At 73.7% G+C, this 26,373-nt stretch carries 27 protein-coding genes; 1 reads left to right on the top strand and 26 read right to left on the bottom strand.

Features of this window, described 5'->3' with window-relative positions:
• Positions 1-32: 32 nt before the first annotated feature.
• From lgt to hisI, 11 genes are all read right to left on the bottom strand, one after another.
• Entirely contained in the window at positions 33-1,109 is a 1,077-nt protein-coding gene (gene lgt / locus ACWCQK_RS12650; protein WP_451154882.1) for a prolipoprotein diacylglyceryl transferase, read from the bottom strand.
• Between the two features lie 82 nt (positions 1,110-1,191).
• A complete protein-coding gene (locus ACWCQK_RS12645) occupies positions 1,192-1,968 on the bottom strand; it encodes a DsbA family protein (protein ID WP_451154880.1) in 777 nt (258 codons plus the stop codon).
• A gap of 87 nt (positions 1,969-2,055) precedes the next feature.
• Entirely contained in the window at positions 2,056-2,892 is an 837-nt protein-coding gene (gene trpA / locus ACWCQK_RS12640; protein WP_451154878.1) for a tryptophan synthase subunit alpha, read from the bottom strand.
• Positions 2,889-4,175 (bottom strand): tryptophan synthase subunit beta, encoded by a 1,287-nt coding sequence (trpB, locus tag ACWCQK_RS12635; protein WP_451154876.1) that lies wholly within the window; start codon positions 4,173-4,175, stop codon positions 2,889-2,891. The genes trpA and trpB overlap by 4 nt, the downstream gene beginning before the upstream one ends.
• Before the next feature lie 137 nt (positions 4,176-4,312).
• Positions 4,313-4,486: a tryptophan biosynthesis modulator TrpM gene (trpM, locus tag ACWCQK_RS12630; protein ID WP_451154874.1), complete on the bottom strand. Its 174-nt coding sequence runs from the start codon at positions 4,484-4,486 to the stop codon at positions 4,313-4,315.
• Between the two features lie 22 nt (positions 4,487-4,508).
• Positions 4,509-5,318, bottom strand: coding sequence for an indole-3-glycerol phosphate synthase TrpC (trpC, locus tag ACWCQK_RS12625; RefSeq protein WP_451154872.1), 810 nt, complete (start codon positions 5,316-5,318; stop codon positions 4,509-4,511).
• Between the two features lie 177 nt (positions 5,319-5,495).
• The gene (locus ACWCQK_RS12620) at positions 5,496-5,942 is read right to left on the bottom strand and encodes a DUF2752 domain-containing protein (RefSeq protein WP_451154870.1); all 447 of its coding nucleotides are present in this window, start codon (positions 5,940-5,942) and stop codon (positions 5,496-5,498) included.
• Positions 5,943-6,036: 94 nt separating this feature from the next.
• Entirely contained in the window at positions 6,037-6,285 is a 249-nt protein-coding gene (locus tag ACWCQK_RS12615; protein WP_451154868.1) for an HGxxPAAW family protein, read from the bottom strand.
• A gap of 246 nt (positions 6,286-6,531) precedes the next feature.
• On the bottom strand, positions 6,532-7,182 hold the full coding sequence (locus ACWCQK_RS12610) for a TIGR02234 family membrane protein (protein ID WP_451154866.1): 651 nt from the start codon (positions 7,180-7,182) through the stop codon (positions 6,532-6,534).
• 52 nt (positions 7,183-7,234) lie between these two features.
• Positions 7,235-8,713 carry an anthranilate synthase component I gene (locus ACWCQK_RS12605; protein ID WP_451154864.1) on the bottom strand — a complete coding sequence of 493 codons (1,479 nt, stop codon included), beginning with the start codon at positions 8,711-8,713 and terminating at the stop codon, positions 7,235-7,237.
• Between the two features lie 11 nt (positions 8,714-8,724).
• A complete protein-coding gene (gene hisI, locus ACWCQK_RS12600; RefSeq protein ID WP_451154862.1) occupies positions 8,725-9,117 on the bottom strand; it encodes a phosphoribosyl-AMP cyclohydrolase in 393 nt (130 codons plus the stop codon).
• A 171-nt stretch (positions 9,118-9,288) separates the two neighbouring features.
• Between hisI and ACWCQK_RS12595 the strand changes: the two genes are divergently transcribed.
• Positions 9,289-9,924 carry a TIGR03085 family metal-binding protein gene (locus tag ACWCQK_RS12595; RefSeq protein WP_451154860.1) on the top strand — a complete coding sequence of 212 codons (636 nt, stop codon included), beginning with the start codon at positions 9,289-9,291 and terminating at the stop codon, positions 9,922-9,924.
• A 64-nt stretch (positions 9,925-9,988) separates the two neighbouring features.
• Here ACWCQK_RS12595 and ACWCQK_RS12590 read toward each other — a convergent pair whose 3' ends face one another.
• From ACWCQK_RS12590 to ACWCQK_RS12520, 15 genes are all read right to left on the bottom strand, one after another.
• Positions 9,989-11,251: an ABC transporter substrate-binding protein gene (locus ACWCQK_RS12590; RefSeq protein WP_451154858.1), complete on the bottom strand. Its 1,263-nt coding sequence runs from the start codon at positions 11,249-11,251 to the stop codon at positions 9,989-9,991.
• On the bottom strand, positions 11,248-12,411 hold the full coding sequence (locus tag ACWCQK_RS12585) for a branched-chain amino acid ABC transporter permease (protein WP_451154856.1): 1,164 nt from the start codon (positions 12,409-12,411) through the stop codon (positions 11,248-11,250). The genes ACWCQK_RS12590 and ACWCQK_RS12585 overlap by 4 nt, the downstream gene beginning before the upstream one ends.
• On the bottom strand, positions 12,404-13,294 hold the full coding sequence (locus ACWCQK_RS12580) for a branched-chain amino acid ABC transporter permease (RefSeq protein WP_451154854.1): 891 nt from the start codon (positions 13,292-13,294) through the stop codon (positions 12,404-12,406). The genes ACWCQK_RS12585 and ACWCQK_RS12580 overlap by 8 nt, the downstream gene beginning before the upstream one ends.
• Entirely contained in the window at positions 13,291-14,085 is a 795-nt protein-coding gene (locus ACWCQK_RS12575; protein WP_451154852.1) for an ABC transporter ATP-binding protein, read from the bottom strand. The genes ACWCQK_RS12580 and ACWCQK_RS12575 overlap by 4 nt, the downstream gene beginning before the upstream one ends.
• Positions 14,082-14,987 (bottom strand): ABC transporter ATP-binding protein, encoded by a 906-nt coding sequence (locus ACWCQK_RS12570; protein ID WP_451154850.1) that lies wholly within the window; start codon positions 14,985-14,987, stop codon positions 14,082-14,084. The genes ACWCQK_RS12575 and ACWCQK_RS12570 overlap by 4 nt, the downstream gene beginning before the upstream one ends.
• Before the next feature lie 679 nt (positions 14,988-15,666).
• Entirely contained in the window at positions 15,667-16,923 is a 1,257-nt protein-coding gene (locus ACWCQK_RS12565) for a PucR family transcriptional regulator (RefSeq protein ID WP_451154848.1), read from the bottom strand.
• A gap of 188 nt (positions 16,924-17,111) precedes the next feature.
• Positions 17,112-20,429 (bottom strand): LuxR C-terminal-related transcriptional regulator, encoded by a 3,318-nt coding sequence (locus ACWCQK_RS12560; protein WP_451154846.1) that lies wholly within the window; start codon positions 20,427-20,429, stop codon positions 17,112-17,114.
• A gap of 293 nt (positions 20,430-20,722) precedes the next feature.
• Complete coding sequence (bdeA, locus tag ACWCQK_RS12555) at positions 20,723-21,649, bottom strand: bis(hydroxyethyl) terephthalate hydrolase (RefSeq protein ID WP_451154844.1); 927 nt, start codon at positions 21,647-21,649, stop codon at positions 20,723-20,725.
• 310 nt (positions 21,650-21,959) lie between these two features.
• Positions 21,960-22,715 (bottom strand): imidazole glycerol phosphate synthase subunit HisF, encoded by a 756-nt coding sequence (gene hisF / locus ACWCQK_RS12550; protein WP_451154842.1) that lies wholly within the window; start codon positions 22,713-22,715, stop codon positions 21,960-21,962.
• Positions 22,712-23,116, bottom strand: coding sequence for a RidA family protein (locus tag ACWCQK_RS12545; RefSeq protein ID WP_451154840.1), 405 nt, complete (start codon positions 23,114-23,116; stop codon positions 22,712-22,714). The genes hisF and ACWCQK_RS12545 overlap by 4 nt, the downstream gene beginning before the upstream one ends.
• Entirely contained in the window at positions 23,113-23,841 is a 729-nt protein-coding gene (priA, locus tag ACWCQK_RS12540) for a bifunctional 1-(5-phosphoribosyl)-5-((5-phosphoribosylamino)methylideneamino)imidazole-4-carboxamide isomerase/phosphoribosylanthranilate isomerase PriA (RefSeq protein ID WP_451154838.1), read from the bottom strand. The genes ACWCQK_RS12545 and priA overlap by 4 nt, the downstream gene beginning before the upstream one ends.
• Complete coding sequence (hisH, locus tag ACWCQK_RS12535) at positions 23,841-24,482, bottom strand: imidazole glycerol phosphate synthase subunit HisH (protein ID WP_451154836.1); 642 nt, start codon at positions 24,480-24,482, stop codon at positions 23,841-23,843. Before hisH ends, priA begins: the two co-directional genes overlap by 1 nt.
• Complete coding sequence (locus tag ACWCQK_RS12530; RefSeq protein WP_385788177.1) at positions 24,479-24,643, bottom strand: hypothetical protein; 165 nt, start codon at positions 24,641-24,643, stop codon at positions 24,479-24,481. The genes hisH and ACWCQK_RS12530 overlap by 4 nt, the downstream gene beginning before the upstream one ends.
• 3 nt (positions 24,644-24,646) lie before the next feature.
• Positions 24,647-25,240 (bottom strand): imidazoleglycerol-phosphate dehydratase HisB, encoded by a 594-nt coding sequence (gene hisB, locus ACWCQK_RS12525; protein WP_451154834.1) that lies wholly within the window; start codon positions 25,238-25,240, stop codon positions 24,647-24,649.
• Positions 25,237-26,373, bottom strand: a complete 1,137-nt coding sequence (locus ACWCQK_RS12520; protein WP_451155348.1) for a histidinol-phosphate transaminase — start codon at positions 26,371-26,373, stop codon at positions 25,237-25,239. Before ACWCQK_RS12520 ends, hisB begins: the two co-directional genes overlap by 4 nt.

Genomic DNA, 26,373 nt, shown 5'->3' with positions numbered 1-26,373 from the left:
CCCGGGCGCCCTCGTCGTCGTGCGAAAGCGGGTCAGCTCTTCTTGGCCGACCCGGCCTCGTCCTTCACGTCCGCCGCCGAGGCGTCCGTGGAGTCGTGCGCCGAGTCGGGCGCGGAGTCGTCAGCGGCTTCGCGCGCGGGGTCCTCCGCGGGCTCGTCCGCCGACCCGGCGGGGTCCTTCGTCGCGTCCTCGGCCCGGTCCTTGTCCCGGTCCTCGTCCTCGGCCTCGTCCGTCGCCCCGGACTTGTCCGCCGCCTCGGGCTCGTCCTCCGTGCCGGGGTCGGCGTCGGTCCCGGCGCCGCGTTCGACCACCGCTTCCCGGCCGGGGCGCTTCTTCGCCGACAGCACGAAGTAGACGACCGCGAGCAGGAACACGACCAGCGCGGTCCAGTCGTTCAGACGCAGCCCCAGGATGTGGTGGGCGTCGTCCACCCGCATGTACTCGATCCAGCCGCGGCCCACGCAGTACGCGGCGACGTACAGGGCGAACGCCCGGCCGTGGCCGAGGCGGAAGCGGCGGTCGGCCCAGATGACCAGGACGGCGACGCCCACGCACCACAGGGACTCGTACAGGAAGGTCGGGTGGTAGGTGCCCGGGACCCGGCCGTCCGTCGACGAGGTGATCTTCAGCGCCCAGGGCAGGTCGGTCGGCCGCCCGTACAGCTCCTGGTTGAACCAGTTGCCCCAGCGCCCGATCGCCTGCGCGAGGGCGATGCCCGGGGCGATGGCGTCGGCGTAGGCGGGCAGCGGGATGCCGCGGCGACGGCAGCCGATCCACGCGCCCACCGCGCCGAGCGCGATGGCGCCCCAGATGCCGAGGCCGCCCTCCCAGACCTTGAAGGCGTCCACCCAGTCACGGCCCTCGCTGAAGTACAGCTCGTAGTCCGTGATCACGTGGTAGAGCCGGCCGCCGACGAGGCCGAAGGGCACGGCCCAGACCGCGATGTCGGCCACCGTGCCGGCCCGGCCGCCGCGGGCGATCCAGCGTTTGTTGCCGAGCCAGACGGCTACGAAGACGCCGATGATGATGCAGAACGCGTAGCCGCGCAGCGGAACGGGGCCGAGGTGCAGCACTCCGCGTGACGGACTGGGAATGTAGGCGATATCCATGGCAGGGTCGACGCTACCGTGCCGGACCGGGCCCACGGCGGGCAGCCCGGCTACGGCTCCATAACAGGGCGGTGAGAAACCCTCACCCCTTGGCCTCCTCCTGCACCATCTGCTTCAGCTTCTGCGGCGTCATCGTCTGGTCCTGGTAGATGTTCTTGCCGTTGAGCAACACGGTCGGCGTGCCGCCGAAATCGCCCGCCTGGAAGGCCTGGTTCGACTTCTCGACCCAGCTGTTGTGCGTGCCGTCCTTCACACAGCGGCGGAACTCGGGCGTGTCGAGACCGTCGACCTTCCCCGCGAGCTCGATCAGCCGGGCGTTGTCGGCGTAGGCGTCGTCGGTCTCCTCGGGCTGGTTCTCGTACAGCACGTCGTGGTAGGCGGGGAACTTCCCGGCGTCCTGGGCGCAGGCCGCGGCGTTGGCCGCGTTGCGGGAGCCGCTGCCGCGCAGGTTGCCGTCGATGAGGGTGGCCAGGTGGTACTCCACTCTCAGCTGGCCCGCGTCGGTCAGCTCGTGGATGGTCGGGCGGTACGCCGCCTCGAAGGCCTTGCAGGCCGGGCAGCGGAAGTCCTCCCAGACGGTGAGCGTCGACTTGGCGCTCTCCTTGCCGACCGGGATGGCGAGGCCGTCCTTGCCCTGCGCCCCCGAGGGCGCCACGGCCGGGCCCGCGGCGTCACCCCCGGTGTCCTTGCCCGCGTTCGCGGCGACGACGCCGATCACCGCCGCCAGACCCAGGACGCACAGGACGCTCACGCCCACGATCAGGGTCCGTCGGCGTTTCTCCGAGGCCTTGTGTTTCTCGCGCTCGACCGCCAGCCGCTCACGTGCGGTGCGCTTTCCCTCACGGTTGTTCTCGCTCACACCCGCAGAACGAACCGGGGAGGCGCAGCGCGCCTCCCCGGTGCCAGGACCACCCGTTCGAGTGACTCGTACGGAATGTCCCTTACCTCACGCCTGTCCGCGCACGCCCTTCGCCAGGTCGCCAGCGAGCGCGCGGACGGCGTCGAGGCCGGCCGCGTGGTCCGGGGCGTCCAGCATCCGCTTGACGAAGGCCGAGCCGACGATCACTCCGTCGGCGAAGGCGGCCACCTCGGCGGCCTGCTCCGCGTTGGACACGCCGAGGCCGACGCAGACCGGCAGGTCCGTGCCGGTCGCCCGGGTGCGTGCGACCAGGTTCTCGGCCTGGGCGCCCACCGAGGCGCGGGTGCCGGTGACACCCATCAGCGAGGCGGCGTAGACGAAGCCGCTGCCCGCCGCGGTGATCTCGGCGAGCCGCGCGTCCTTGCTGCTGGGGGCCACCACGAAGACGGTCGCGAGGCCGTGCTTCTCGGCGTGCTCGCGCCACAGCGCCGACTCCTGCACCGGCAGGTCGGGCAGGATCGCCCCGGCCCCGCCGGCCTCCGCGAGCTCGGCGGTGAAGCGCTCGACGCCGTAGCGGTCGATCGGGTTCCAGTACGTCATGACGAGGACGGGCTTGCCGGTCGCCTCGTGCGCCTCGCGCACCGTGCGCATCACGTCGGCGATCCTGACGCCGCCGCGCAGGGCGATGTCGTCGGCGGTCTGGATGACGGGGCCGTCGAGGACCGGGTCGCTGTGCGGCAGGCCCACCTCCACGATGTCGGCGCCGCCGTCGAAGACGGCCTTGATCGCCTCGATGCCGCCGTCCACGGTGGGGAACCCGGCCGGGAGGTAGGCGATGAGGGCCGCACGGCCCTCCGCCTTGGCGGCGGCGAGGGCGTCGGTCAGCAGCCGGCCCTTTCCGCCCGTCGGTGCGAAGGTGCTCACTTGGCGTCCCCCTCGATCTCGGCGACGTCCGCGTCGGCGTCCGCGGCCACGTCGGCGTCGGTGTCGTACAGGCCGAAGTACCGCGCGGCCGTGTCCATGTCCTTGTCGCCGCGGCCGGACAGGTTGATCACGATCAGTCCGTCCGGGCCGAGCTCCTTGCCGACCTCCAGGGCGCCGGCGAGGGCGTGGGCGCTCTCGATGGCCGGGATGATGCCCTCGGTCCGCGACAGCAGGCGCAGCGCCCGCATGGCCTCGTCGTCGGTGACCGCGCGGTACTCGGCGCGGCCGCTGTCCTTGAGGTAGGAGTGCTCGGGGCCGATGCCCGGGTAGTCCAGGCCGGCCGAGATCGAGTACGGCTCGGTGATCTGGCCCTCGTCGTCCTGGAGGACATAGGAGCGCGAACCGTGCAGGATGCCGGGCTCGCCCGCGGTCAGGGTCGCCGCGTGCTCGCCGGTCTCGACTCCGTGCCCGGCGGGCTCGCAGCCCACCAGGCGGACGCCCGCGTCCGGGATGAAGGCGTGGAAGAGGCCGATGGCGTTGGAGCCGCCGCCGACGCAGGCGACGGCCGCGTCGGGCAGCCGGCCCGCGCGCTCCAGGATCTGACGCCGGGCCTCGACTCCGATGACCCGGTGGAAGTCGCGGACCATGGCCGGGAAGGGGTGGGGTCCGGCGACGGTCCCGAACAGGTAGTGGGTGCGGTCGACGTTGGCGACCCAGTCCCGGAAGGCCTCGTTGATGGCGTCCTTCAGGGTCCGGCTGCCGGACTTGACCGCGACGACCTCGGCACCGAGCATGCGCATCCGGGCCACGTTGAGGGCCTGGCGCTGCGTGTCGATCTCGCCCATGTAGATGGTGCATTCGAGACCGAACAGCGCGCACGCGGTGGCGGTCGCGACGCCGTGCTGGCCGGCGCCGGTCTCGGCGATGACCCGGGTCTTGCCCATCCGCTTGGTGAGCAGGGCCTGGCCCAGCACGTTGTTGATCTTGTGGGAGCCGGTGTGGTTCAGGTCCTCGCGCTTGAGGAAGACCCGGGCGCCACCGGCGTGCCCGGCGAACCGGGGCACCTCGGTGAGGGCGCTGGGCCGGCCGGTGTAGTGGACGAGGAGGTCGTCGAGCTCGCGCGCGAACTCGGGGTCGGCCTTCGCCTTGTCGTACTCGACGGCGACCTCGTCCACGGCGGCGACGAGCGCCTCCGGGATGAACTTGCCGCCGAACGCGCCGAAGTACCCCTCGGCGCTGGGGACTCGACCCTCCGGGTCGGGGAAGAAGTAATCGCTGGGCATGCCGGTACCTCACGGTGAGTGTGCGGAAAAGACACTGATCGCCGTGGGGGGCGGGGATGGTCGGTCGACTGCGGGCCGTCAGTGATGTGTCGCGCCCGCGCGGCGGTGGCCGCGCATTCAGTACTGCCCCGCGCCCCTCAGGCCGGCCGCTGCCATCGCATGCCGTTCACTTGCCCCGGTTCGTCCCCGATGACGTAACGGACCCTGCGGCCGTGGACCCGGCGGGCGGGAGCGCGGCAGCCACGCGGGCGGCAGCCGCGCGCGAGGCGGGCGTACCGGTCCGCGGTCGTGGCGGGGGTCGTGGGCGTCATCGGGGTCAACCCTACCGGGGTGTCAGTCCCGCCCGTGCCGCAGCGCGGGGTGCTCGCCCGCGGCCACCAGGTCGGAGACCGCGGCCCTCGGGTCGCGGCCGGTGACCAGGGACTCGCCGACCAGGACCGCGTCGGCGCCCGCGTTGGCGTACGCGATGAGGTCGTGCGGGCCGCGGACACCGGACTCGGCGATCTTGACGATGTGGGGCGGGATCTCGGGGGCGACCCGCTCGAACGTCGAGCGGTCGACCTCCAGGGTCTTCAGGTCGCGCGCGTTGATGCCGATGACCTTGGCGCCCGCGTCCACCGCGCGCTCGACCTCGTCCTCGTCGTGCACCTCGACCAGGGGCGTGAGCCCGATGGACTCGGCGCGCTCGACCAGGGACTCCAGGGCCGGCTGGTCGAGGGCCGCGACGATCAGGAGGGCGAGGTCGGCGCCGTACGCGCGCGCCTCCCACAGCTGGTACGCCGTGACGATGAAGTCCTTGCGCAGCACGGGGATGTCCACCCGGGCGCGGACCGCTTCCAGGTCGGCCAGGGAGCCGCCGAAGCGGCGCTGTTCGGTCAGGACGGAGATGACGGCCGCGCCGCCCGCCTCGTAGTCGGCGGCCAGGGCCGCCGGGTCGGCGATCGCGGCCAGCGCGCCCTTGGACGGGCTGGATCGCTTGACCTCGCAGATCACCTTGACGCCCTCGCCGCGCAGCGCGGCCACGCCGTCCTTGGCGGCACGGGCCTTGGCCGCGCGCTCCTTGAGCTCGTCGAGGCTGACGCGCGCCTGCCGCTCCGCGAGGTCGGCACGGACTCCGTCGATGATCTCGTCGAGCACACTCACGCGAGCGGCCCCCTTCCTGACGGTTGACTCTTCAAGCGGTGGGGGCTTGTGCCCCGACCCGCCGCTCGAACGGTCGCGGTGGGCGAAACCCATGGTCACTGCGATGGTATCCGGAGGAAGGCGTAGGCCTCACATCCGGTTGACGCCGGTCCCACTACCTGGACGTTCACCGAACGATCAAGGATGAAGCCGGTCTCCGAACGGCAGGTTCCGGACAATGGTGAAGACCAGCAGCAACGCGCCCAGCGTCCACAGCTGGGCCGGCCCGAGGTCGATCCGCAGCGGCCGGCCGCGCGCCGCGCGGACCACCCAGACGGTCCACAGCACGGCGAACCCCAGATAGCCGAGCACGGCCGCCGCGTTGTCCTGGAGCGCCGCCAGGAGGTCCCCGTGGACGAAGGCGTGGGCGCTGCGCAGGCCGCCGCAGCCGGGGCAGTAGACACCGGTCAGGCGCAGCAGCGGGCAGACGGGGTAGTGGCCGGGCTCGTTGGGATCGACGGCGCCGACGTAGGCGAAGGCGCCCACGACGGCCGCGAGGACCCCGGCGGGCACGGCCAGCCGTCCCGCCGTGCTTCCCGGACGAGCGCTCCGCGTCGGCTGGCTGTCGGCGTTCACGCCTCGCATTCTGCCCCGCGCGGGCCGTGGACGCGCGTGAGGGGCGGATCCGCGCCCGTCGGCGCCGGATCCGCCCCTCCACGGGTACCGGGTGGTGCGGCGCTCAGCTCTCGACGCCGGCCGGCCGGCGGGTCGTGGACTGGACCACGAGGGGGACCGCCTTCGGCTGACCCATGCCCATGGCGCGCATCGCACCGCCGACGACACCGCCGAAGGCGATGATCGCCATGCCGGCCCAGAAGCCCGCCGGCTGCGCCATCACCATGAAGGCGCCGGCGACGCAGAAACCGATGAAGGCGATGATGACACCGGTCCAGGCGGCCGGGGTGTGACCGTGGCTGCTGCCCGCCATGACTTGCTCCTCGTTGCTGTGTACGTGGTTGTGTACGTGTCGTACGTGTCGTACGTGTCCGACGTGTGTCCGAGCCGGACGCTCGTGGTCCATTGTTCCGTACCCGCACGTCCGCCGTGAGCGGGGGTGGCTCCCCGTCCCCGTAATGATTCACCACTTCGCGGCCGGGGGCCGTTCCAGGCCGGGGGGCCGGGAGCGGGAACCGCGAGCGGGAGCGCGCGGCCGCCCGCCCGGCGCGGGCCGGTGCTAGGCGGGCCCCGCGCCGGTCGGGTCCTCGCCCCGGTCCAGCGCCTTCCAGAGGTCCTCCGGCCGGTCGGGATCGACGGCGGGCGCGGCGCGGCGCGGCCGGGGGGTGCCGTCGCGCTCGTAGCGGCCGGACATCACGGGCCACAGCGGGCCGTAGCGCAGGGCCAGCAGTCCGGCGAGGAGGATCAGGGCGCCGCCCGCGGCGGCGACGTAGGGCCACGCGGTGTGGGTGAAGGCGTCCACGGCGGCCGAGGTGTCGCCGGAGGCCTCGGCGGCCTTCTCGTCGAGCGCGGAGCCGTCGGAGGCGCCGAGCAGGGCCGCGGCGACGATGCCGGCGCCGGAGAGCGCGAGCAGTCCGGAGACCAGCAGCCGTCCTCCCTTGCGGACGGCGAAGACGGCGACGAGCGCGGCGAGGCCGACTATCGCCAGCGCCGCGGGAACGCCGGTGATGTCGCTGCCCCGCACGGTCAGCGGGAACTCACCGCCGGCGACCGTCGCGGTGCCCTGCGACCAGCGCTGCCGCGTGGCCAGCAGGGCCACGGCGGCGCCGAGCGCTCCGCTCAGCAGGGCGACGGCGAGGCTCCGGCGGCCGGACCGGGCGGGGGCGGCGGCTTGGGCACGGGGGTGAGGGACAGCAGTCACGTAGTCCACTATCGCCTGAACCCCGGGCGAACCGTCACCCGGGGCTCACGTGATCCGCGCCCTACTCGCCCAGCCGGTTCGCGGTGTGCACGGCACGCAGCACCGCCGCCGCCTTGTTGCGGCACTCGGTGTCCTCGGCGACCGGGTCGGAGTCGGCGACGATGCCGGCCCCGGCCTGGACGTAGGCGGTGCCGTCGCGCAGCAGGGCCGTACGGATGGCGATGGCGGTGTCGGAGTCGCCCGCGAAGTCGAGGTAGCCGACGCAGCCGCCGTACAGGCCCCGCCTGGACGGTTCGAGTTCGTCGATGATCTGCATCGCGCGCGGCTTGGGCGCGCCGGACAGGGTGCCCGCCGGGAAGCAGGCGGTGAGCACGTCGAAGGCGGTACGGCCGGCCGCGACCCGCCCGGTGACCGTCGAGACGATGTGCATCACGTGCGAGTACCGCTCGACGGACATGAAGTCGACGACCTCGACCGAACCGGGCTCGCAGACCCGGCCGAGGTCGTTGCGTCCGAGGTCGACGAGCATGAGGTGCTCGGCGCGTTCCTTGGGGTCGGCGAGCAGTTCGTCGGCGAGGGCCTGGTCCTCGCGCGGGGTCGCCCCGCGGTGCCGGGTGCCGGCGATGGGGTGGACCATGGCCCGCCCGTCCTCGACCTTGACCAGGGCCTCGGGAGAGGAGCCGACGACGTCGAACCCGTCGAAGCGGAACAGGTACATGTACGGCGAGGGGTTGGTGGCCCGCAGGACCCGGTAGACGTCCAACGCGCTGGCCGTGCACGGCGTTTCGAAGCGCTGCGAGGGGACCACCTGGAAGGCCTCGCCGGCCCGGATGCGCTCCTTGACGTCCTCGACGGCGCGCTGGAAGTCCTCGCCGCCCCACAGGGCGCTGTACTCGGGCAGTTCCGACGGCGGGAGCACGGCGGGCGGCTGGACGACCGCGCGGGAGAGGTCCGCCTCCATGGCGTCCAGCCGGGCCACGGCGTCGGCGTGGGCGTCGTCGACCCCGGTGTCGAGGTCGTTGTGGTTGATCGCGTTGGCGATCAGCAGGACGGAGCCCTCCCAGTGGTCCATGACGGCGAGATCGCTGGTCAGGAGCATGGTCAGCTCGGGCAGCCGGAGATCGTCGCGCTCGCCGGGGCCGATCTTCTCCAGGCGGCGGACGATGTCGTAGCCGAGGTAGCCGACCATGCCGCCGGTGAAGGGCGGCAGGTCGTCCTGGCCGGGGGTGTGCAGGGTCTCGATGGTGGCGCGCAGCGCGGCGAGCGGGTCGCCGTCGACGGGGACGCCGACGGGCGGCGTGCCGAGCCAGTGGGCCTCGCCGTCGCGCGTGGTGAGCGTGGCGGAGCTGCGGACGCCGACGAAGGAGTAGCGGGACCAGGACCGTCCGTTCTCCGCGGACTCCAGCAGGAAGGTGCCGGGACGTTCGGCGGCGAGCTTGCGGTACAGCGCGACCGGGGTGTCGCCGTCGGCGAGGAGCTTGCGGGTGACCGGGATGACACGGCGGTCGGTGGCCAGCTTGCGGAAGGTCTCGAGGTCCATGGCGGCTGACCCTACTGATCCGCGGCCCGTACGCCGGAATCGGCGTCCGCGACCAGTACGTCCTCGTCGAAACAGGTCCGTGCCCCGGTGTGGCAGGCGGCGCCGACCTGGTCCACCTTGACCAGGACGGTGTCGGCGTCGCAGTCGAGGGCGACGGACCTGACCCACTGGAAGTGGCCGGAGGTGTCGCCCTTGACCCAGTACTCCTGGCGGCTGCGGGACCAGTACGTGCAGCGTCCGGTGGTCAGGGTGCGGTGCAGCGCCTCGTCGTCCATCCAGCCGAGCATGAGCACCTCTCCGGTGTCGTACTGCTGGGCGATGGCGGGCACGAGTCCGTCGGCGGCGCGCTTGAGACGGGCGGCGATCGCGGGGTCGAGGCTGCTGGGCGGCGGCGTACTGGTCATGCCTGCCATTGTGCCGCGCGGCGGGGCGCACCCGGAGCGGCGTCCACCGACCGGAAGGGCGGCGGAAACGGGCCCGTGGTGGGCGGCGGACCGGCACGTGGTGGGCGGTGCCGGACGGGCGGTGGGCGGTGACGGGTGGGCGGACCGGGCGGGCGGTCGTAGGCTGACGGTATGTCGACCTTTGCCAAGCGTGAACGGCTTCTGCTCGCCGACCTCTTGGAGACCGCCGGTCCCGAGGCCCCCACCCTGTGCGAGGGCTGGGTGACCCGTGATCTGGCCGCGCATGTGGTGGTCCGCGAGCGCCGCCCCGACGCCGCGGGCGGCATCCTCGTCAAGCAGCTCGCGTCCCGGCTGGAGCGGACGATGGAGGAGTACGCGGCCAAGCCGTACGAGGAACTGATCCAGCTGATCCGGACCGGGCCGCCGCGCTTCTCGCCGTTCGCGCTGAAGCAGCTCGACGAGGCGTCGAACACGGTCGAGTTCTACGTCCACACGGAGGACGTCCGCCGTGCCCAGCCCGACTGGGCCCGCCGCGAACTCGACCCGGTGTTCCAGGACGCCCTGTGGTCCCGGCTGGAGCGGGCGGCCCGGCTGATGGGCCGCGGGGCGCCGACCGGCCTGGTGCTGCGCCGCCCGGACGGCCGGACGGTGGTCGCGCACAAGGGCGCGCCGGTGGTGACGGTGACCGGCGAACCCTCGGAGCTGCTGCTGTTCGCGCACGGCCGGCAGGACGCGGCCGACGTGGAGCTGGAGGGCGACAAGGACGCGATCACCCGACTGCACGAGTCGCGGGCGCTGGGTCTGTGAGACGTGCGCCCGGTGCGCGGGGCGGCTCGCCGAGCCGCCCCGCGCACCGGGCCCGTGCAGGGTCTCACTGCTTGTGCGTGTCCAGGTACTCCTGTTCCGCGGGCAGGGCGCGGGCTTCCTCGACCTGCACGGTGCCGCCGGTGGCCTGTGCGTCCGGCTTGGTCACGTAGACGGCAGTGGCCGCCGGGCGTGAGGCGTCGGAGAAGTCCAGCGGGGTGCCGAGGCCGTTGTCCACCGCCTTCTGCGCGCGGTGCGCCTTCACCAGGCCCTCCCGGCTCAGGTCCTTGGCCTTGCAGGCGGCCGCCAGGTCGCGGCCCATCAGTACGGCCGCGTTGTAGCCGGAGAGGGTGCCCGCGTCGACGAGCTCACCGGGGTACTTCTTCTGGTACGAGGCAACCATCTTCGTGACGGCCGGGAGATCGGAGCTGACCGGCGGGGCGGCACTGACGATGTGCAGCATGGCGAGCAGCGCGGGTGCCGCCGGTGTCTTGAGCAGCTGCGGCGCGAAGCCGGGGGCGCTGGTGATGACCGGGACCTTCAGCCCGCGCGAGGCGGCGACGCCCACCAGGGAGGCGGTCTGGCTGGGGCCCGCGCTGATCAGGATCGCCTTGACCCCGGCCTTGCGCAGGGCGGTGACCTGCGCGGACAGATCGGTGTCGGTGGCCTTGATCTTCTGTCCGACGACCGTGAGGCCGGCCTGCTCGGCCGCCCAGGTGGACCCCGCAAGGGCGTTGCTGCCGTAGTCGCCCTCGAAGTAGACGTGGCCGATCTTGTCGCCCTTGCGCACCCCCTGCACGCGGGTGAGGAAGTCGACGGCGCGCACCATGTCGATGTCGTACGTGGTGCCGAGCACCTGGACGGACTCCTTGCCGAGCAGGGAGGCGGCCCAGGCCTGCGGGAAGGTGAGCATGTGGTCGCGTTCCACGTCGTCGAGCAGGGCGGCGACCACCGGCGAGCCGATGACCTGGGGCAGCGCCAGGACGTTCGGGGAGATCTCGGTGTAGGCGGCCACGGCCTTCTGCACGTCGTAGCCGTGGTCGCGGACGACGATCTCGACCTTGCGCCCGCAGACCCCGCCGCTCTTGTTGGTCTCGTCGGCCCACATCTGCTGGGCCTGCACGATGCTCTTGCCGAGGGTGGCGTAGGGGCCGCTGAGGTCGGTGAGCGCGCCCAGTTTGATGGTGTCGGCGCTGACGCCGGGGCCGGTCTTCACCCCGTCCGCGGCGGCCTTCCCGCCGGAGTCGGCGGCCTTGCCGCTGCATCCGACACCGGCCAGCAGCAGGGCGGCGAGGGTCGTGGCGAGTGCTGTGCGTCCCGTGCTGTTCACGAGGTGCGCTCCTTGGGTCGTTGATCCGGTGCGGACGCGGCCCCGGGTGAGGAGGCCGGGGAGGAGGGGTCGGCGGAGCCGGGCCGGGCGGCGGCGTCGGACGGGGAGGCCGGGGGGCCGGCGCGACGGCGTCGGACCAGCGCGCCGGCGCGCCGGGCGAGTCCGCCGAGTCCGTCGGGGGCGAAGAGCAGGACGAGGACGACGGCGGCGCCGTACAGATAGCGCGAGGCCTCGGTGGGGCCCACCGCGTGGCCCGGCGCGCCGGGCGCCGCGACGAGCGGCAACTGGTCGGCGTACCGGGCCATGAGCAGCGGCAGCGCGGTGACGAAGACGGCTCCCGCGGCGGCGCCCGCCACCGAACCGAGGCCGCCGATGACGATCATCGCGAGGTAGTCGATGGACAGGGCGAGGCCGAAGTAGTCGGGCACGATCCGGCGGAAGACCAGCGCGAGCAGGACCCCGGCCAGGCCCGCGTACATGGAGGAGACCACGAAGGCGGCCGAGCGCCGGCGGGCGACCGGGACACCCAGCACGGCCGCGGCGGTCTCGCTGTCGCGCAGCGCGGTCAGGGCCTGGCCGGGACGGCCGTTCAACAGGTTGCGGGCGGCGAACCAGCCGAGGCCCAACAGCGCCAGCGCCAGGTACCACAGGCGCTCCTCGGCGCCGAACGGGATGCCCAGGAGCGTCAGTTGGGGGTCGGTCGCGGTGAAGGTGAAGCCGCCGACGGACAGGGGCGGCACGGAGCGCCCGTTGAAGCCGCCGGTGAGGGAGTCGGCGTTGAGCATCACGTGGTGGCCGAGGAAGACCAGGGCGAGGGTCGCCACCCCGAGGTAGACCCCGCGCACCCGGCCGGCGACCGGGCTGAACAGTCCGCCCACGGCGCCGCTCAGACACACCGCCAGGACCAGGGCGAGCAGGGGCGGCAGGCCCGGTCCGGGTTCACCGGCCAGCCACACGTAGCCGTAGGCGCCGACGGCGAGGAAGAAGGCGTGGCCGAGGGAGAGCTGGCCCGCGGTGCCGGTGAGCAGGGTGAGTCCGACGGCGCCGAGCGCGGCGGCCATCGAGAACAGGCCGACCTGGAGCCAGAACGCGTCCAGGTAGAAGGGCAGGACGCAGAGCAGGAGGACGGCCGCGCCGGCCGCGCCGGCACGCCTAGACACGGGCCGCCTCCCGGGTTCCGAAGAGACCGGCGGGCCGGACGAGGAGCACCAGCACCATCACGGCGTACGGCACCACGTCGCCGAAGCCTTCGCCGAGCGCGGAGAGTTCGGACTGGTAGCCGGCCACCAGCGCCTCGGTGACGCCGATCAGCAGGCTGCCGGCGAGCGCGCCGGGGGGTGAGGTCATGCCGCCGAGGATCGCGGCGGGGAAGGCGTTCAGCGCGATCTGTCCGGTGGTGCGTTCCAGGCCGGGTGCCGGGAAGGCGGCCAGGAAGACGGCGGCGAGCGCGGCGAGCGCGCCCGCCAGGCACCAGGCGAGGGTACGGATCCGGGCGAGCCTGATGCCCATCAGCGCGGCGGCCTCGTGGTCCTCGGCGGCGGCGCGCAGGGACAGGCCCCACCGGGTGAACCGGAACACGGCGAAGACGGCGGCGATGACGACCAGGGACACCAGGATCGAGGCGATCCGGCTGTCGGCGACGGTCACGGGGCCGATCTCGGTCACGTCCGATCCCCAGGGGTCGCCGAGGCCCAGCAGATCGCCGCCGATCCGGCGGGTGAGGTCCGTCATCAGCAGGATGTCGACGCCGATGGTGACGATGGTCAGCACGTGCGCGGCGCTCGGGTCGACGCGGCGCAGCAGCAGCCAGTCGATCAGTCCGGCGGCGGCCGCGGTGGCGAGCACCGCGAGGGCGAGGGCGCCCGCGAAGCCGAGCCGGTCGTGCAGCACGGCGGTCAGATAGCCGCCGAGCAGCAGCAGGGAGCCGTGCGCGAAGTTCATCACCGCCGACGCCTTGAAGATGATGACGAAACCGAGGGCGACCAGGGCGTAGACCGAGCCGAGGGCGAGCCCGTTCAGCGCGGTGTCCAGGGCGGTGCTCATGCGATGTGCTCCTGGGGGGTGGTCGGGGTGCCGAGGTAGGCGCGGCGCACCTCGGGGTCCTGGCGGACCTGGTCCGGGGTGCCGGCGGCGATCCGGCGGCCGAAGTCGAGGACGGTGACCTCGTCGGCCAGCCGCATGACGAGGCCCATGTCGTGCTCCACCAGCAGGACGGACAGGCCCAGTTCGGCGCGGACCGTGCGCACCACCTCGACGGTGCGGGCGCGTTCGCCGGAGTTCATGCCGGCCACCGGTTCGTCGAGCAGCAGCACCCGTGGCTCCAGGCACAGGGCGCGGGCGAGTTCGACCCGTTTGCGGTCGCCGTAGGAGAGCAGGGCGACCGGGGTGTCGAACAGGGCTCCCAGGCCGACGAGTTCGGCGATCTCGCGGGCTCGGGCGCGGTGCTCGCGCTGCTCGCGCACGGTGCTCGGCAGGCGGAGGGCGGTCGCCGTGAAGCCCGCCCGGCACAGGGCCTGGCGGCCGAGCATCAGGTTGTCGCCGACGGTGCCCGCCGTGGTGACGATGTTCTGGAAGGTACGGGCGATGCCGAGCAGGGCGATCCGGTGCGGGGGCAGCCGGGTGAGTTCCCGGTCACCGAGCCGGACGCCGCCGTGCGCGGGCCGGCAGAGCCCCGACACGACGTTGAAACAGGTCGACTTGCCAGCTCCGTTGGGCCCGATCAGCGCGTGCACGCTGCCGGGCGCGACGGTGAAGCCGACCGAGTCCAGCGCGACCAGCCCGGCGAACCTGACGGTGACGTCGTCCACGTGGAGGGGCGGGGGCGGGGTGCTCATACGGCGCCCTGCCCGTGCGCCGGGGTGTCCCGCTCGTCGGCGGGAGCGGGCGGGGGTCCGGGGTCCGCCGGCCGCGGGGCCGCGTCCTCCCCCAGGTACAGGCGGCGCACGGCGTCGGTCGCGGCCAGTTCGGCGGCCGGGCCGCTGAGGCGCACCTCGCCCACTTCGAGGACGTACGCGTGCTCGCAGAGCGCCAGTGCCATCGCGGCGTTCTGTTCCACGAGCAGGATCGAGGTGCCCTGGCCGTTGATCTCCCGGATCACCTCGGCGATGCGCTCGACCATCAGCGGGGCCAGGCCGAGTGACGGCTCGTCCAGGAGCAGCAGCCGGGGCGCGGCCATCAGGGCCCGCCCGATGGCGAGCATCTGCTGCTCGCCGCCGGACAGCAGTCCGGCGCGCTGCCCACGGCGTTCCGCGAGCCGGGGGAACAGGCCGAAGACCCGGTCGCGGGCGGCCCCTACGACCGCCGGGGCACGGCGGCCGAGGCCCAGCCCCCCGGCGCGCAGGTTCTCGTCCACCGTGAGTCCGGCGAACACCCTGCGGCCTTCGGGAACCTGGACGACACCGGCGCGTACGGCGGCCACCGGGTCCTGTCCGCTCAGGCGCAGGCCGCCGTAGTGGACGCTGCCCGCGGTGATCGCGCCGCGGTGCAGCCGCAGGGTGCCGGAGATCGAGCGCAACAGGGTGCTCTTGCCCGCGCCGTTGGCGCCGAGCAGGGCGACGGCGCCGCCCGCGGGCACGTCCAGGCGGACACCGCGCAACGCGGTCAGGGCGCGCCCGTAGGCCACGTCGAGATCGCGCACGCGCAGCACCGGCGACCCGTCCGGGGGCGGGTCGCCGGGGGACGGCCGACCGGGCAGGGGGGTGTCCTGCCGGGCGCCGTCCGATGACAGAGAGGGCATCACGACTCCTCGTTCCGCACGACGCGGACATACGGGGGAAGTGGCCCTACGAGAGCACGCGCGCCGCATCGCGTACAGCGCGCGACGACGGCACAGGACCCGCTCCCAGCCACAAGTGCCCAGCCTTGTGCCGCTGCCCAGCTCCCCGTCCTTGACGCGGCAGCCGGGGGTCCGCTTGTGCGGCGGGGGAGACGGGAGGGAGCGGGGAAACGGGGAGGGGGCGAGGGACACGGGGTCCGGGGGCGTGGGGCGGGGCCCGGGACATCGGCGGCCGGGCGTCGGGACGCCGGAGGCCCGAGCCGGGTTCGGGGCGCCGGAGGCCGGGACGCTGGGCGCCGGAGGCCGGGGCGCGGGACACCGCGTTCGAGGGCGCCCGAGGCCGGACGCGTAACGCCGCGAGCCGGAAGTGGGGTGCGCGGCGCCGGGCGCCCGGCGCCGGAGGCGAAGCGTGGGGCGCCGGGGCTGGGGCGCCGGGGGTATCGGTCGCGTGCTTCGTGTGGCGGTCGTAGCGCGCCGTGGGGGCGACCTGTGCCGCCGGCTCGCGGATCCCGCCCCGCCCGGCCGTCCCCGCGTCGGCTGCGGCGGCCGAGGCGGGGACGACAGTGGGCGGGGCGGAAGGGGCGGGGCGGACGGGCGTCCGGGGCCAGGCGCTGTCGAGCGCCTCGGCCGGGGGGTGCGGTCAGGTGCCGAGGAGGCGGCGGGCGGTCAGGGCGAGGGAGGTGTCGACGACGTCCGCGGGCCGGGTGAGGCAGCGGCCGGTGAGCTGTTCGAAGCGCCGCAGCCGGTTGAGGACCGTGTTGCGGTGGCAGTACAGCCGGGTCGCCGCGCGCTGGGCGGAGCCGTCGCTGTCGAGCCAGGCGCTGACGGTGTCCAGCAGCAGGTCCCGGTCGCCCGGATCGAGGCTCAGCAACGGTCCCAGGACCCGGTGGACGAGCGCCGCGCCGAGGGCGGGCGCGGACACCAGCAGCGCCGCCGGCAGATGCTCGTCGAGCAGGACGGTGCCGCCGCTCTCCGGGCAGGCCCGCAGCGCGGTCTCGGAGAACCGGCGGGCGTCACCGACCGCCGCGAGGCCGTCCACGGCGCGGCTGATGCCGACCCGGGACCCGACGGGCACGGTCACCCGCTCGACCAGGTCGGCCGGCTCGCTCTCGCCGAGATGGACGATGCCGTGTTCCGCGTCCGCGCCGGTGTGCCAGTGCACCCGCATGCCGGGCGGCACGGACAGCAACCGGATGCCGGTGTGGGCGGCCGGGTGGGCGGCGGCCACGCTCACCACCGCGTACCTGCCGTGCTCCGGCAGATCCAGCGCGGCGGCGACATCCGGCAGGTCGGCGATGCGGGTCGTGCCGTCGAGCAGGGCGGTGGTCATCAGCCGCAGCCGGTTCTCGCGGCGCCAGGCCAGCTGCCGTTCCACCTGCCGGTAGGCGTCGGCCACCAGGGTGCTGTGTTCGTCGACGAAGTTCCACACGTCGGAGGCCACGTGCACGAGCAGGCGTACGTCGTCCGGGTCGCGCCGCGCGGCCTCCTCGACGAGGCCGCGCCACACCAGGGCTCCGCCGAGCCGGAAGGCGTGCAGCAGCGCGTCCAACGGCAGTCCCTGCTCAGCCCGTTCGGCGCCGATCCGCCAGGAACAGCGCCGGGCGGCGTCCCGGGACTCTCTGGGGCGCAGCAGCGAGCCGACGTTGTGGCGCAGCGAGCGGTGCACCTCCTGCCACAGGCCCGAGGGGTCGGCTTCGAGGGCCGCGCGGTAGGCCGGTTCCTGCTCCTGGAGCACGGCGACCAGCCGGTCGGTGAGTTCGGGGAGGTCGTCCATCAGGACGGCGGCCGCGCGGTGCAGCACGGCGAGGGCTTCCGCGTCGACGGAGGAGCGCAGGGGCACAGAGGGGGGCGGCAGCTCGGGCACCACCCGGACACGGGCTCGTACGGTGTTCGGCATCGCGGTCCTCCACCGGGTCGGTTCGCACCGGTGCGCGGCGCGGCGTTCGTCCTCCGCCGGCGGCTCCGGAGCAGTCCTTGGTCCCGAAGGATGGCATACCGTCCGGTCGGTCCCCAGGGTGCGGGCCAAATTCCCCCCGGCCGCCCGTCGCCCGGTTCCCCGCGCACCTCGCTCCCCGGCTGTCCGGTTCAGTCCGGCAGCGGGACCTCGCGCCGGGCCGGGCCGGGCTCCCGGGGAGGCGCGGCGGGCGCGTCCGCGCGGTCGACGAGCCGGGCCAGTTCCATGCGCGAGCGCACCCCGAGGAGGGCGAACACATTGCGCAGATGGTGGTCCACGGTGCGCGGGCTCACCGACAGCCGCATCGCCACCTCGCGGTTGGTCGCGCCCTCGGCGACGAACCGGGCGATCCGCTGCTGCTGCGGGGTCAGCCGGGTCAGCGGCCCGCCGGAGTCGGCCGCCGCCGGGGCCTCACCGGTGGCACGCAGTTCGGCGCGGGCCTGCTGGGCCCAGGCACGGGCTCCGCAGCGTTCGAACCCGACCAGGGCGTCGCGCAGCCGGCCCCGGGCCTCGCCCGGCCGTCGCCTGCGCCGCAGCCACTTGCCGAACAGCAGCTGGGTGCGGGCGCGTTCGAAGTCGCCGCCCACCAGGTCGTGTCGGGCCAGCGCCTCGGCGTAGCAGGCCTCCGCCGGGTGGCTGCCGGTGTGGTCGTCGTCGCCGGGTTCGGCCCGGCCCTCGACGGTCCACAGCAGGGCGCGGCAGCGCGCGAGCAGGGCCGGGGCGGCGGCGTCGATGTGCTGGCGCGCCCAGCCGGCGTAGGCGTCGACGGCCGCGGGAGCGGCCTCCGGCGCACCGGCCAGCACGGCCGCCTCGACGTAACAGGGCACGGCGAGCATCCGTACCGCGAAGTGGCCTGCGCCCGGACCGGGCCGCACCACGGGACCGAGCCGGGCCGCGGCCTCGGGGGCACGGCCGCGGCTCAGGTCGGTCCGGGCGAGGGCCCACTGGGCGAGTGTGGCGGCCAGCGCGAGGCCGTGCGCGTCGGCGATGGCCGAGCAGGCGGCGGCGTGCTCGGCCACGGTGTCGGCGTCGCCCTCCAGGGACGCGACCAGCGCGAGGACGGCGTGCTGGTGCGCGGCGATGTTGCGCTGTCCCGTGCGCAGGGCGGCGCGCAGTCCTTCCTCGGCGTGCACCCGGGCCCGGAGGTGCCGTCCGGCCCGTAACTCGCCGTACGCCAAACGCTCCAGGGCCACCGGTACGAGCGTGGCGTGGCCATGGGCCCGCGCGACGGCGAGCGCCCGCGCGTGCACCCGGCACGCGGCCGCGAGGTCGCCCACGACCAGCGCCGCGCCGCCGGCGCACACCAGCAGCCCGGGGTCGCCCGCGTGCTCCCCCCGCGCCACGAGCCGGCCGAGCACGTGCCTGCCCCGCGCGGTCCGTCCGCTGAGCAGGTCCGCCATGGCGCCGCGGTACTCCTCCACGAACATCCGCGCCGGTACGACCACTTCGTCCCCCGGGGCCCCGCCCAGGAGGGCGTCCCCGACCCCACCGGCCGATGAGGAACCCGGCACCGAAGAGGCGGACACACCACGCGGACCGACGGCGGCGGACCGGCCCCCGGGACCGGACACTCCGACGGAACCGGACAGCCCGACGGGTCCGGACAGTCCGACGGGTCCGGCAGCATCCGACAGGCCCACCAACCCGAACCGGTCGGACCGACGGACGGACCCGTCGGGCCCCCCGGGACTCCCAAGGCTCCCCGGCCCGATGGCACCTTCAGCACCCGACAGGCCGACCCCACCGGACGGGCCGACGAAACCGCCGACACCAGCAACACCAGCGGGACCAGCAACACCAGCGGGACCAGCAGGACCAGCAGGACCGGCAGAACGAGCCCGGCCGGCCGGACCTGACCGGTCAGCCGGGCCCGTGGGAGCCGGCCGGTCGGCGGGGGCCGGAGTGCGGGCCGGGCCCGGCCACGTGGTGATCCGTAGATAGGTCTCCGCGTCGCCCGCCGCCCAGGCCGCCTCCATGCCGGCGAGCAACGCCGCGTCGGTGCGTGACGGGTCGTAGGGGGCCATCAGTTCCGCCGCCAGCCGCAGCGCCTCGCAGGCGTCGGCCACCGGGCCGTCCTGCAGTTCGAGCAGCCCGCGGACGAGTTCGGCCCGGCCGCGCACCGCGTCGTGGGCCGGCCACGGCCGGGCCGCGGTCAGCAGCTCGCGCGCCCGGACCGGGCGGCCGGCCAGCCGGGCGTGGTCCGCGGCGGCGGCGAGCCGCGCGACCCGGGCTCCGTCGTGTTCCGTGAGGGCGGCCGCGTGTTCCAGGGCCACGGACCGTTCGGCGTGGGTCCGGCCCGGGTCGTCCTCCGCGCTGGACGCGAGCTCGGCGGCCAGGCGCGGGTCGGGTCCCGGCGCGGCCAGCGCCCGGTGCACCAGGCGCGGCAGCCGGCGGCGGTCACCGGCGAGCGCGAGCGCCAGCAGGGTGTGCGCCTGCCGGCGCCGGGAGCGTGAGACCCCGTCATGGACCGCCCGGCGCAACGGCTCACCGGTGAACACCAGGCGCTCCCCCGCGACCCGCAGCAGCCCGGCGTCCTCGGCCTCGCCGAGTTGCGCGCGGCCGACCCCGGCGGCACCGGCCGCCCGCAGCACGAGGACGAGGTCCGCTCCGTGGCCGTACGGGTCCTGTTCCTGCGCGGCCGCGGCCAGCAGCAGGAGCAGCCGGGTGCCGGGCGGCAGGTCGCCGGGGCCCGCCCCGCAGGCCCGGACCAAGACCTCGGGGGCGACCAGCGGACTCGGCAGCGGCACCTCGCCGCCGAGCTGGCGGGGGCTCAGCCCGTTCAGTACGTCGCTCAGCAGCCGCGGGTTGCCGGCCGTCGCGCGGACCAGTTCCCGGCGTACGGCGGGATCGAGGACGCGCGGAGCGAGCTCGTCCGCGAGGGCGTGCGCCGCGGCGGGGTCGAGCGGGCCGAGCCGTACCAGGGGCAGGCCGGCGAGTTCGCCGTCCGGGCCGCCGCGGGCCGCCACGGACAGCAGCAGCCCGATGGGGCGCACCGTGTCCAGCCGCCGGGCGACGAATCCGAGGGCCGCGCGCGACGGCCCGTCCCACAGGTGTACGTCGTCCACGCACAGGAGCAGCGGGCGCCCGGCGGCCCGCTCGCCCAGCAGTTCCAGCAGCGCGGCCGGTTCGAGACCGGCCCCGAGCACCCGCAGGGCCCGCAGCGGCAGGCCCGCGGCCCCGGTGCTGAGCAGGGCGTGCAGTCCGCCGTACGGGATGCGGCGTTCGGCCGGGGTCGCCCGGGTGTGCCATACGGTGCCGTCGTCGAAACCGCGGCTGACCTGGGCCAGCAGCGCGGTGCGGCCGAGGCCGGGGGTGCCGCTGAGGACGAGGGCGCCGCCGCGGTGCGCCCGCAGTCGGGCCAACAGCGCCTCTACGGCTTCCAGTTCCGCGCTCCGGCCGTGGAGTCTGGGCGGGCGGAGCGGACGTGGGGGGATCTGCTGTCCGGTCACGGCGGTCAGGTTACGACCGCGTAACCGACGGCGGAACCGGCGCCCGGGAGCCCCGTACGGGCCTCCGTGGGCCCTGCGACCTCGGGAAACGGGCCCGCCGGACGAGGTCCGCGCTGGGCACGCTCCTACCGGGCGCGAGCCATCCTTGTGCGCCCGCACACGCGACGGCGGCGGCCGCGAGGACGCGGCCGCCGCCGTGCGGGATGCCTGGACGCACGGTGACGAGCGGGGGCCAGTGGTGATCAGTGCCGGGTGACGGCGACCGTGACCGTGACCAAAACCGTGGCGAACGGTCAGGAGGTGTGGGGGCAGTTGCCCCGGTACTCCTCGATCGTGCTGCTCGCCCGCGGCAGCGGGCAGAGGAACTGCTCATAGCGGGTGTCGTTGTCGATGAACCGCTTGAGCCAGGAAATGCTGTACTTCGCGATGGTGGTGTTCGACGAGTTCGGCGTGAAGTGCGTCGCGTTGTTCAGCTTCAGATACGCCTTGTCCAGGGAGCCGGGCAAGCTCTGGTAGAACGGTTCGGCGTGCTGGCCGACGGGCGCGACGGTGTCACCGTCCGCGCCGAAGACGAGCGTCGGGGTCCGCACCTCGGGCCAGGTCTTGTCGAGGTTCCACGGCGTCAGCGGGATCGCCGCCTGGAGCGAGGGCCGGCTCTTGGCGGCTTCGAGTGAGCCGCCGCCGCCCATGGAGTGTCCGATCACGCCCAGCCGGCTGCTGTCGATCCGGGTGCGCACGGAGCTGCGCTGCGTCAGATAGTCGAGGGCGGCGAGGAGTTGGCGGCCTCGGCTGTCCGGCTGGTCGAGGGTGCTGAGGGTGTCGATGGTGAAGACCACGAAGCCCTGCGAGGCCAGGCGCGGTCCGAGCCAGGAGATCGACGACTGCGTTCCGGTGTAGCCGGGCGAGACGGCCACCGCGCCGAAGGTACCGTCGCCGGTGGACGTGGGGTAGTAGATGGTGCCCCCGCCGAAGTCGGTGACGCTGACGGACGACACGGTCGAGCGCGACACCGCGTACGGCCCGGTCGCCGCCTCGATGCTCGACTGCGTCGGCGCCGGCCCGCGTTCGTAGGGGTTGTCGGCGGCCTGCGCGCCGACGGTCTGAGCGGTGAGCAGACCGGCCGCGGCGAGCAGGGTCGCGAGCACCGCCCGGGTCGCTCGCGCTCCGGTGCGGCTCACCCGCGGCCCGCCCGGGGCCGGTCCGCTGTGCAGCTGTGCCATGTGGGGCTCCTCGAGTGGAGGGCGCGGCGACGGCCGTGCGGCGGGCCGCGCCTGGTTCGGCTGACAGCGGCAACTGTGCGGCGCGGCTTGGGAGTCACGCATCGGCAGAACCACCGGTTCCGGCGTAGCACGGGGTCAGCCCCGCCCTCACGCGCCCTCAGCCCGCAGTCACGCGCGGCGCAGCACAACACGACCACACCACCGAGACCGCAAACCCCCGCACTGACGACAAAGACGGGCCCAGCACCCCGTACCAGCCGCCGCACTCACCTACATGCCGAGCGGCCCCGCGCTCACCCCCGGCGCGGAATCACCGCACCGGGTGGCCCGCCTCGCGCAGTGCCTGCTTCACCTCGGCGATCCGCAGGTCGCCGAAGTGGAAGACGGAGGCCGCCAGCACCGCGTCCGCCCCCGCCCCGACGGCCGGCGCGAAGTCGGCGAGCCGGCCGGCGCCGCCGGAGGCGATCACCGGGACCGTCACGTGCCCCCGGACGGCCGCGATCATCTCCAGGTCGTAGCCGTCCTTCGTGCCGTCCGCGTCCATCGAGTTCAGCAGGATCTCCCCGGCGCCCAGCTCGGCGGCCCGGTGCGCCCACTCGACGGCGTCGATGCCGGTGCCCTTGCGGCCGCCGTGCGTCGTCACCTCGAAGCCGCCCGACGGCGTCCGCCGGGCGTCGACCGACAGCACCAGGACCTGCCGGCCGAACCGCTCCGCGATCTCCCGGATCAGGTCGGGCCGAGCGATCGCGGCCGTGTTCACCCCGACCTTGTCGGCACCGGCCCGCAGCAGCTTGTCCACGTCCTCGGCCGTCCGCACCCCGCCGCCGACCGTGAGCGGGATGAACACCTGCTCGGCCGTGCGGCGCACCACGTCGTACGTGGTCTCGCGGTCGCCCGAGGACGCGGTGATGTCCAGGAAGGTCAGCTCGTCGGCGCCCTCGGCGTCGTAGACCTTCGCCATCTCGACGGGGTCGCCCGCGTCGCGCAGGTTCTGGAAGTTGACGCCCTTGACGACCCGGCCGTTGTCCACGTCCAGGCAGGGGATGACTCGGACCGCCAGGGTCATGAATCCACGGCTCCTCGGTATGCTTCCAGTTCCACCTCGACCAGGATGCGCGGGTCGACGAATCCCGCCACGACCAGCATCGTGGAGACCGGGCGCACCTGATCGAAGAACTCCTTGTGGGCCCGCCCCACCGCGTCCACGTCCCGCGCGTGGGTCAGGTACATCCGGGTACGGACCACGGACCCGGCGTCCAGCCCGAACGCGCCGATCGCCTCGATCGCGCCGGCGAAGGCCACCTTGGCCTGCTCGTAGGGGTCGCCCTCCCCGTACAGCACGCTGCCCTTGAAGGACGTCGTGCCCGCCACCAGCACGCGCTCGCCCGCCGCGACGGCACGCGCGTAACCGAAGGACTCCTCCCAGGGACTTCCGCTCTGCACCCGCCGTACGGCATCGGACGTCATCGGGACACCGCCTCCAGGGCCTCTTCCAGGGTGAACGCCTTCGCGTACAGGGCCTTGCCGACGATGGAGCCCTCGACGCCGAGGGGTACCAGTTCGGCGATGGCGCGCAGGTCGTCCAGCGACGACACGCCGCCGGAGGCCACGACCGGCCGGTCCGTCGCGGCGCAGACGTTCCTCAGCAGCTCCAGGTTGGGGCCCTGGAGCGTGCCGTCCTTGGCGATGTCGGTGACGACGTACCGCGCGCAGCCCTCCTTGTCCAGGCGGTCCAGCGTCTCGTACAGATCGCCGCCGTCACGGGTCCAGCCACGCCCGCGCAGCGTCGTCCCGCGTACGTCGAGGCCGACCGCGATCTGGTCGCCGTGCTCGGCGATGACCTCGGCGACCCACTCCGGCGTCTCCAGCGCGGCCGTGCCGAGGTTGACCCGGGTGCAGCCGGTGGCGAGCGCGGCGGCGAGGGTGTCGTCGTCGCGGATGCCGCCGGACAGCTCCACCTTGATGTCCATCGCCCCGGCGACCTCGGCGATCAGGGCCCGGTTGTCGCCGGTGCCGAACGCCGCGTCCAGGTCGACCAGGTGCAGCCATTCGGCGCCCGCGCGCTGCCAGGCGAGGGCGGCCTCCAGCGGAGAGCCGTACGAGGTCTCCGTGCCGGACTCCCCGTGCACGAGGCGGACGGCCTGGCCGTCGCGGACGTCGACGGCGGGCAGGAGTTCGAGCTTCGAAGCCATCAGAGGGTTCCGATCCAGTTGTTCAGCAGCTGCGCTCCGGCGTCGCCGGACTTCTCGGGGTGGAACTGCGTGGCCCACAGGGCGCCGTTCTCCACGGCCGCCACGAAGGGCTTGCCGTACGTCGACCAGGTCACCCGGGGGGCCGTCATGGTCGGGTTGTGCGTTTCGAGGGCCCAGTCCTGGACGGCGTAGGAGTGCACGAAGTAGTAGCGCGCGTCCGCGTCCAGGCCGGCGAACAGCCGGGAGTCGGCGGGCGCGTCGACGGTGTTCCAGCCCATGTGGGGCACGACCTCGGCCTGGAGCGGTTCGACGGAGCCGGGCCACTCGTCGAGGCCCTCGGTCTCCACGCCGTGCTCGATGCCCCGCGCGAACAGGATCTGCATGCCGACGCAGATGCCCAGCACCGGGCGCCCGCCGGAGAGCCGGCGGTCGATGATCCAGTCGCCGCGCGCGTCGCGCAGGCCCTTCATGCAGGCGGCGAACGCGCCGACGCCCGGCACCAGCAGGCCGTCCGCGTTCATGGCCCGGTCGAAGTCACGCGTGATCTCGACCTCGGCACCGGCGCGCGCGAGGGCGCGCTCGGCGGAGCGGACGTTGCCGAAGCCGTAGTCGAAGACGACGACCTTCCTGGGGTCGCTCAATTCCACACCTCCAGCCGCACGACTCCGGCCACGAGACACATGGCGGCGGCGATGGACAGCAGCACGATGAGGCTCCTGGGCATCTCCTGCTTGACGAACGAGTAGATACCGCCGGCGAGGAAGAGCCCCACGACGATCAGGATGGCGGACAGACCGGTCATGGGTTAGAGCGCGCCCTTCGTGGAGGGGAGGATGCCGACCGCGCGCGGGTCGCGCTCGCTCGCGTAGCGCAGCGCCCGGGCCAGCGCCTTGAACTGGCACTCCACGATGTGGTGGGCGTTGCGCCCGTACGGCACGTGCACGTGCAGAGCTATCTGCGCCTGGGCCACGAAGGACTCCAGGATGTGCCGGGTCATCGTGGTGTCGTACTCGCCGATCATCGGCGCCATCTTCTCCGGCTCGGTGTGCACCAGGTACGGGCGGCCGGAGAGGTCGACGGTGACCTGGGCGAGGGACTCGTCCAGCGGGACCGTGCAGTTGCCGAAGCGGTAGATGCCCACCTTGTCGCCGAGCGCCTGCTTGAAGGCGGCGCCGAGCGCGAGGGCGGAGTCCTCGATGGTGTGGTGCGAGTCGATGTGCAGGTCGCCCTCGGTCTTCACGGTCAGGTCGAACAGACCGTGCCGGCCGAGCTGGTCGAGCATGTGGTCGTAGAAGCCGACGCCGGTGGAGATGTCCGTCCTGCCGGTCCCGTCGAGGTCGATCTCGACCAGGACCGAGGTCTCCTTGGTGGTCCGCTCCACGCGTCCAACGCGGTTCATGCGCTCTGCTCCTTCGGGGATGCGGGAGTCTCCCCCGCAGAGCCCATTAGTTCACGTACCGCGTCGAGGAACGCGTCGTTCTCTTCGGGGGTTCCGGCGGTGACCCGCAGCCAGCCGGGCACGCCGTTGTCCCGTACCAGGACACCCTGGTCGAGGATCTTCCGCCAGGCGGTCCGGGAGTCCTCGAACCGCCCGAACTGTACGAAGTTGGCGTCGGACTCGGTGACCTCGCAGCCGAGCGAGCGCAGTTCGGTGACCAGCCGGTCCCGCTCCGCCTTCAGTTGCTCGACGTACTTCAGCAGGGTGTCGGTGTGCTCCAGGGCGGCCAGCGCGGTCGCCTGCGCGACGGCCGACAGGTGGTACGGCAGCCGGACGAGCTGGACGGCGTCCACCACCGCCGGGTGCGCGGCGAGGTATCCCAGACGCAGCCCGGCCGCGCCGAAGGCCTTGGACATCGTGCGCGAGACGACGAGATTCGGCCGTCCTTCGATGAGCGGCAGCAGCGAGTCGCCGTGGCTGAACTCCACGTACGCCTCGTCGACGATCACCATCGACGGCCTGGCGGCCTGGGCGGCCTCGTACAGCGCGAGGACCGTCTCGCGCGGGACCGCGTTGCCCGTGGGGTTGTTGGGCGTGGTGATGAAGACGACGTCCGGCCGGTGGGCGGCGACGGCCCGCTCGGCGGCGGCGAGGTCGATCGTGAAGTCCTCGCGGCGCGGTCCGGAGATCCAGCCGGTGCCGGTGCCGCGCGCGATGAGCGCGTGCATCGAGTACGACGGCTCGAAGCCGATCGCCGTGCGGCCCGGTCCGCCGAAGGTCTGGAGCAGTTGCTGGATGACCTCGTTGGAGCCGTTGGCGGCCCAGACGTTCGCGAGGCCCACCCGGTGGCCTGAGGTGTCGGTCAGGTAGCGGGCGAGCTGTGTGCGCAGCTCCACGGCGTCCCGGTCCGGGTAGCGGTTGAGGTGCCGGGCCGCCTCGCGCACCCGCTCGGCGATCCGCTCGACCAGCGCTTCGGGCAGCGGGTAGGGGTTCTCGTTGGTGTTCAGCCGGACGGGGACGTCCAGCTGAGGGGCGCCGTAGGGGGACTTGCCGCGCAGTTCCTCCCGCACGGGAAGGTCGTCGATGCCGGTCAC

It is taken from the genome of Streptomyces sp. NPDC002306 (genome assembly GCF_053593435.1).
The sequence above is the reverse complement of the archived record's forward strand: the minus strand, read 5'-3'. Positions and strand labels throughout refer to the sequence as shown.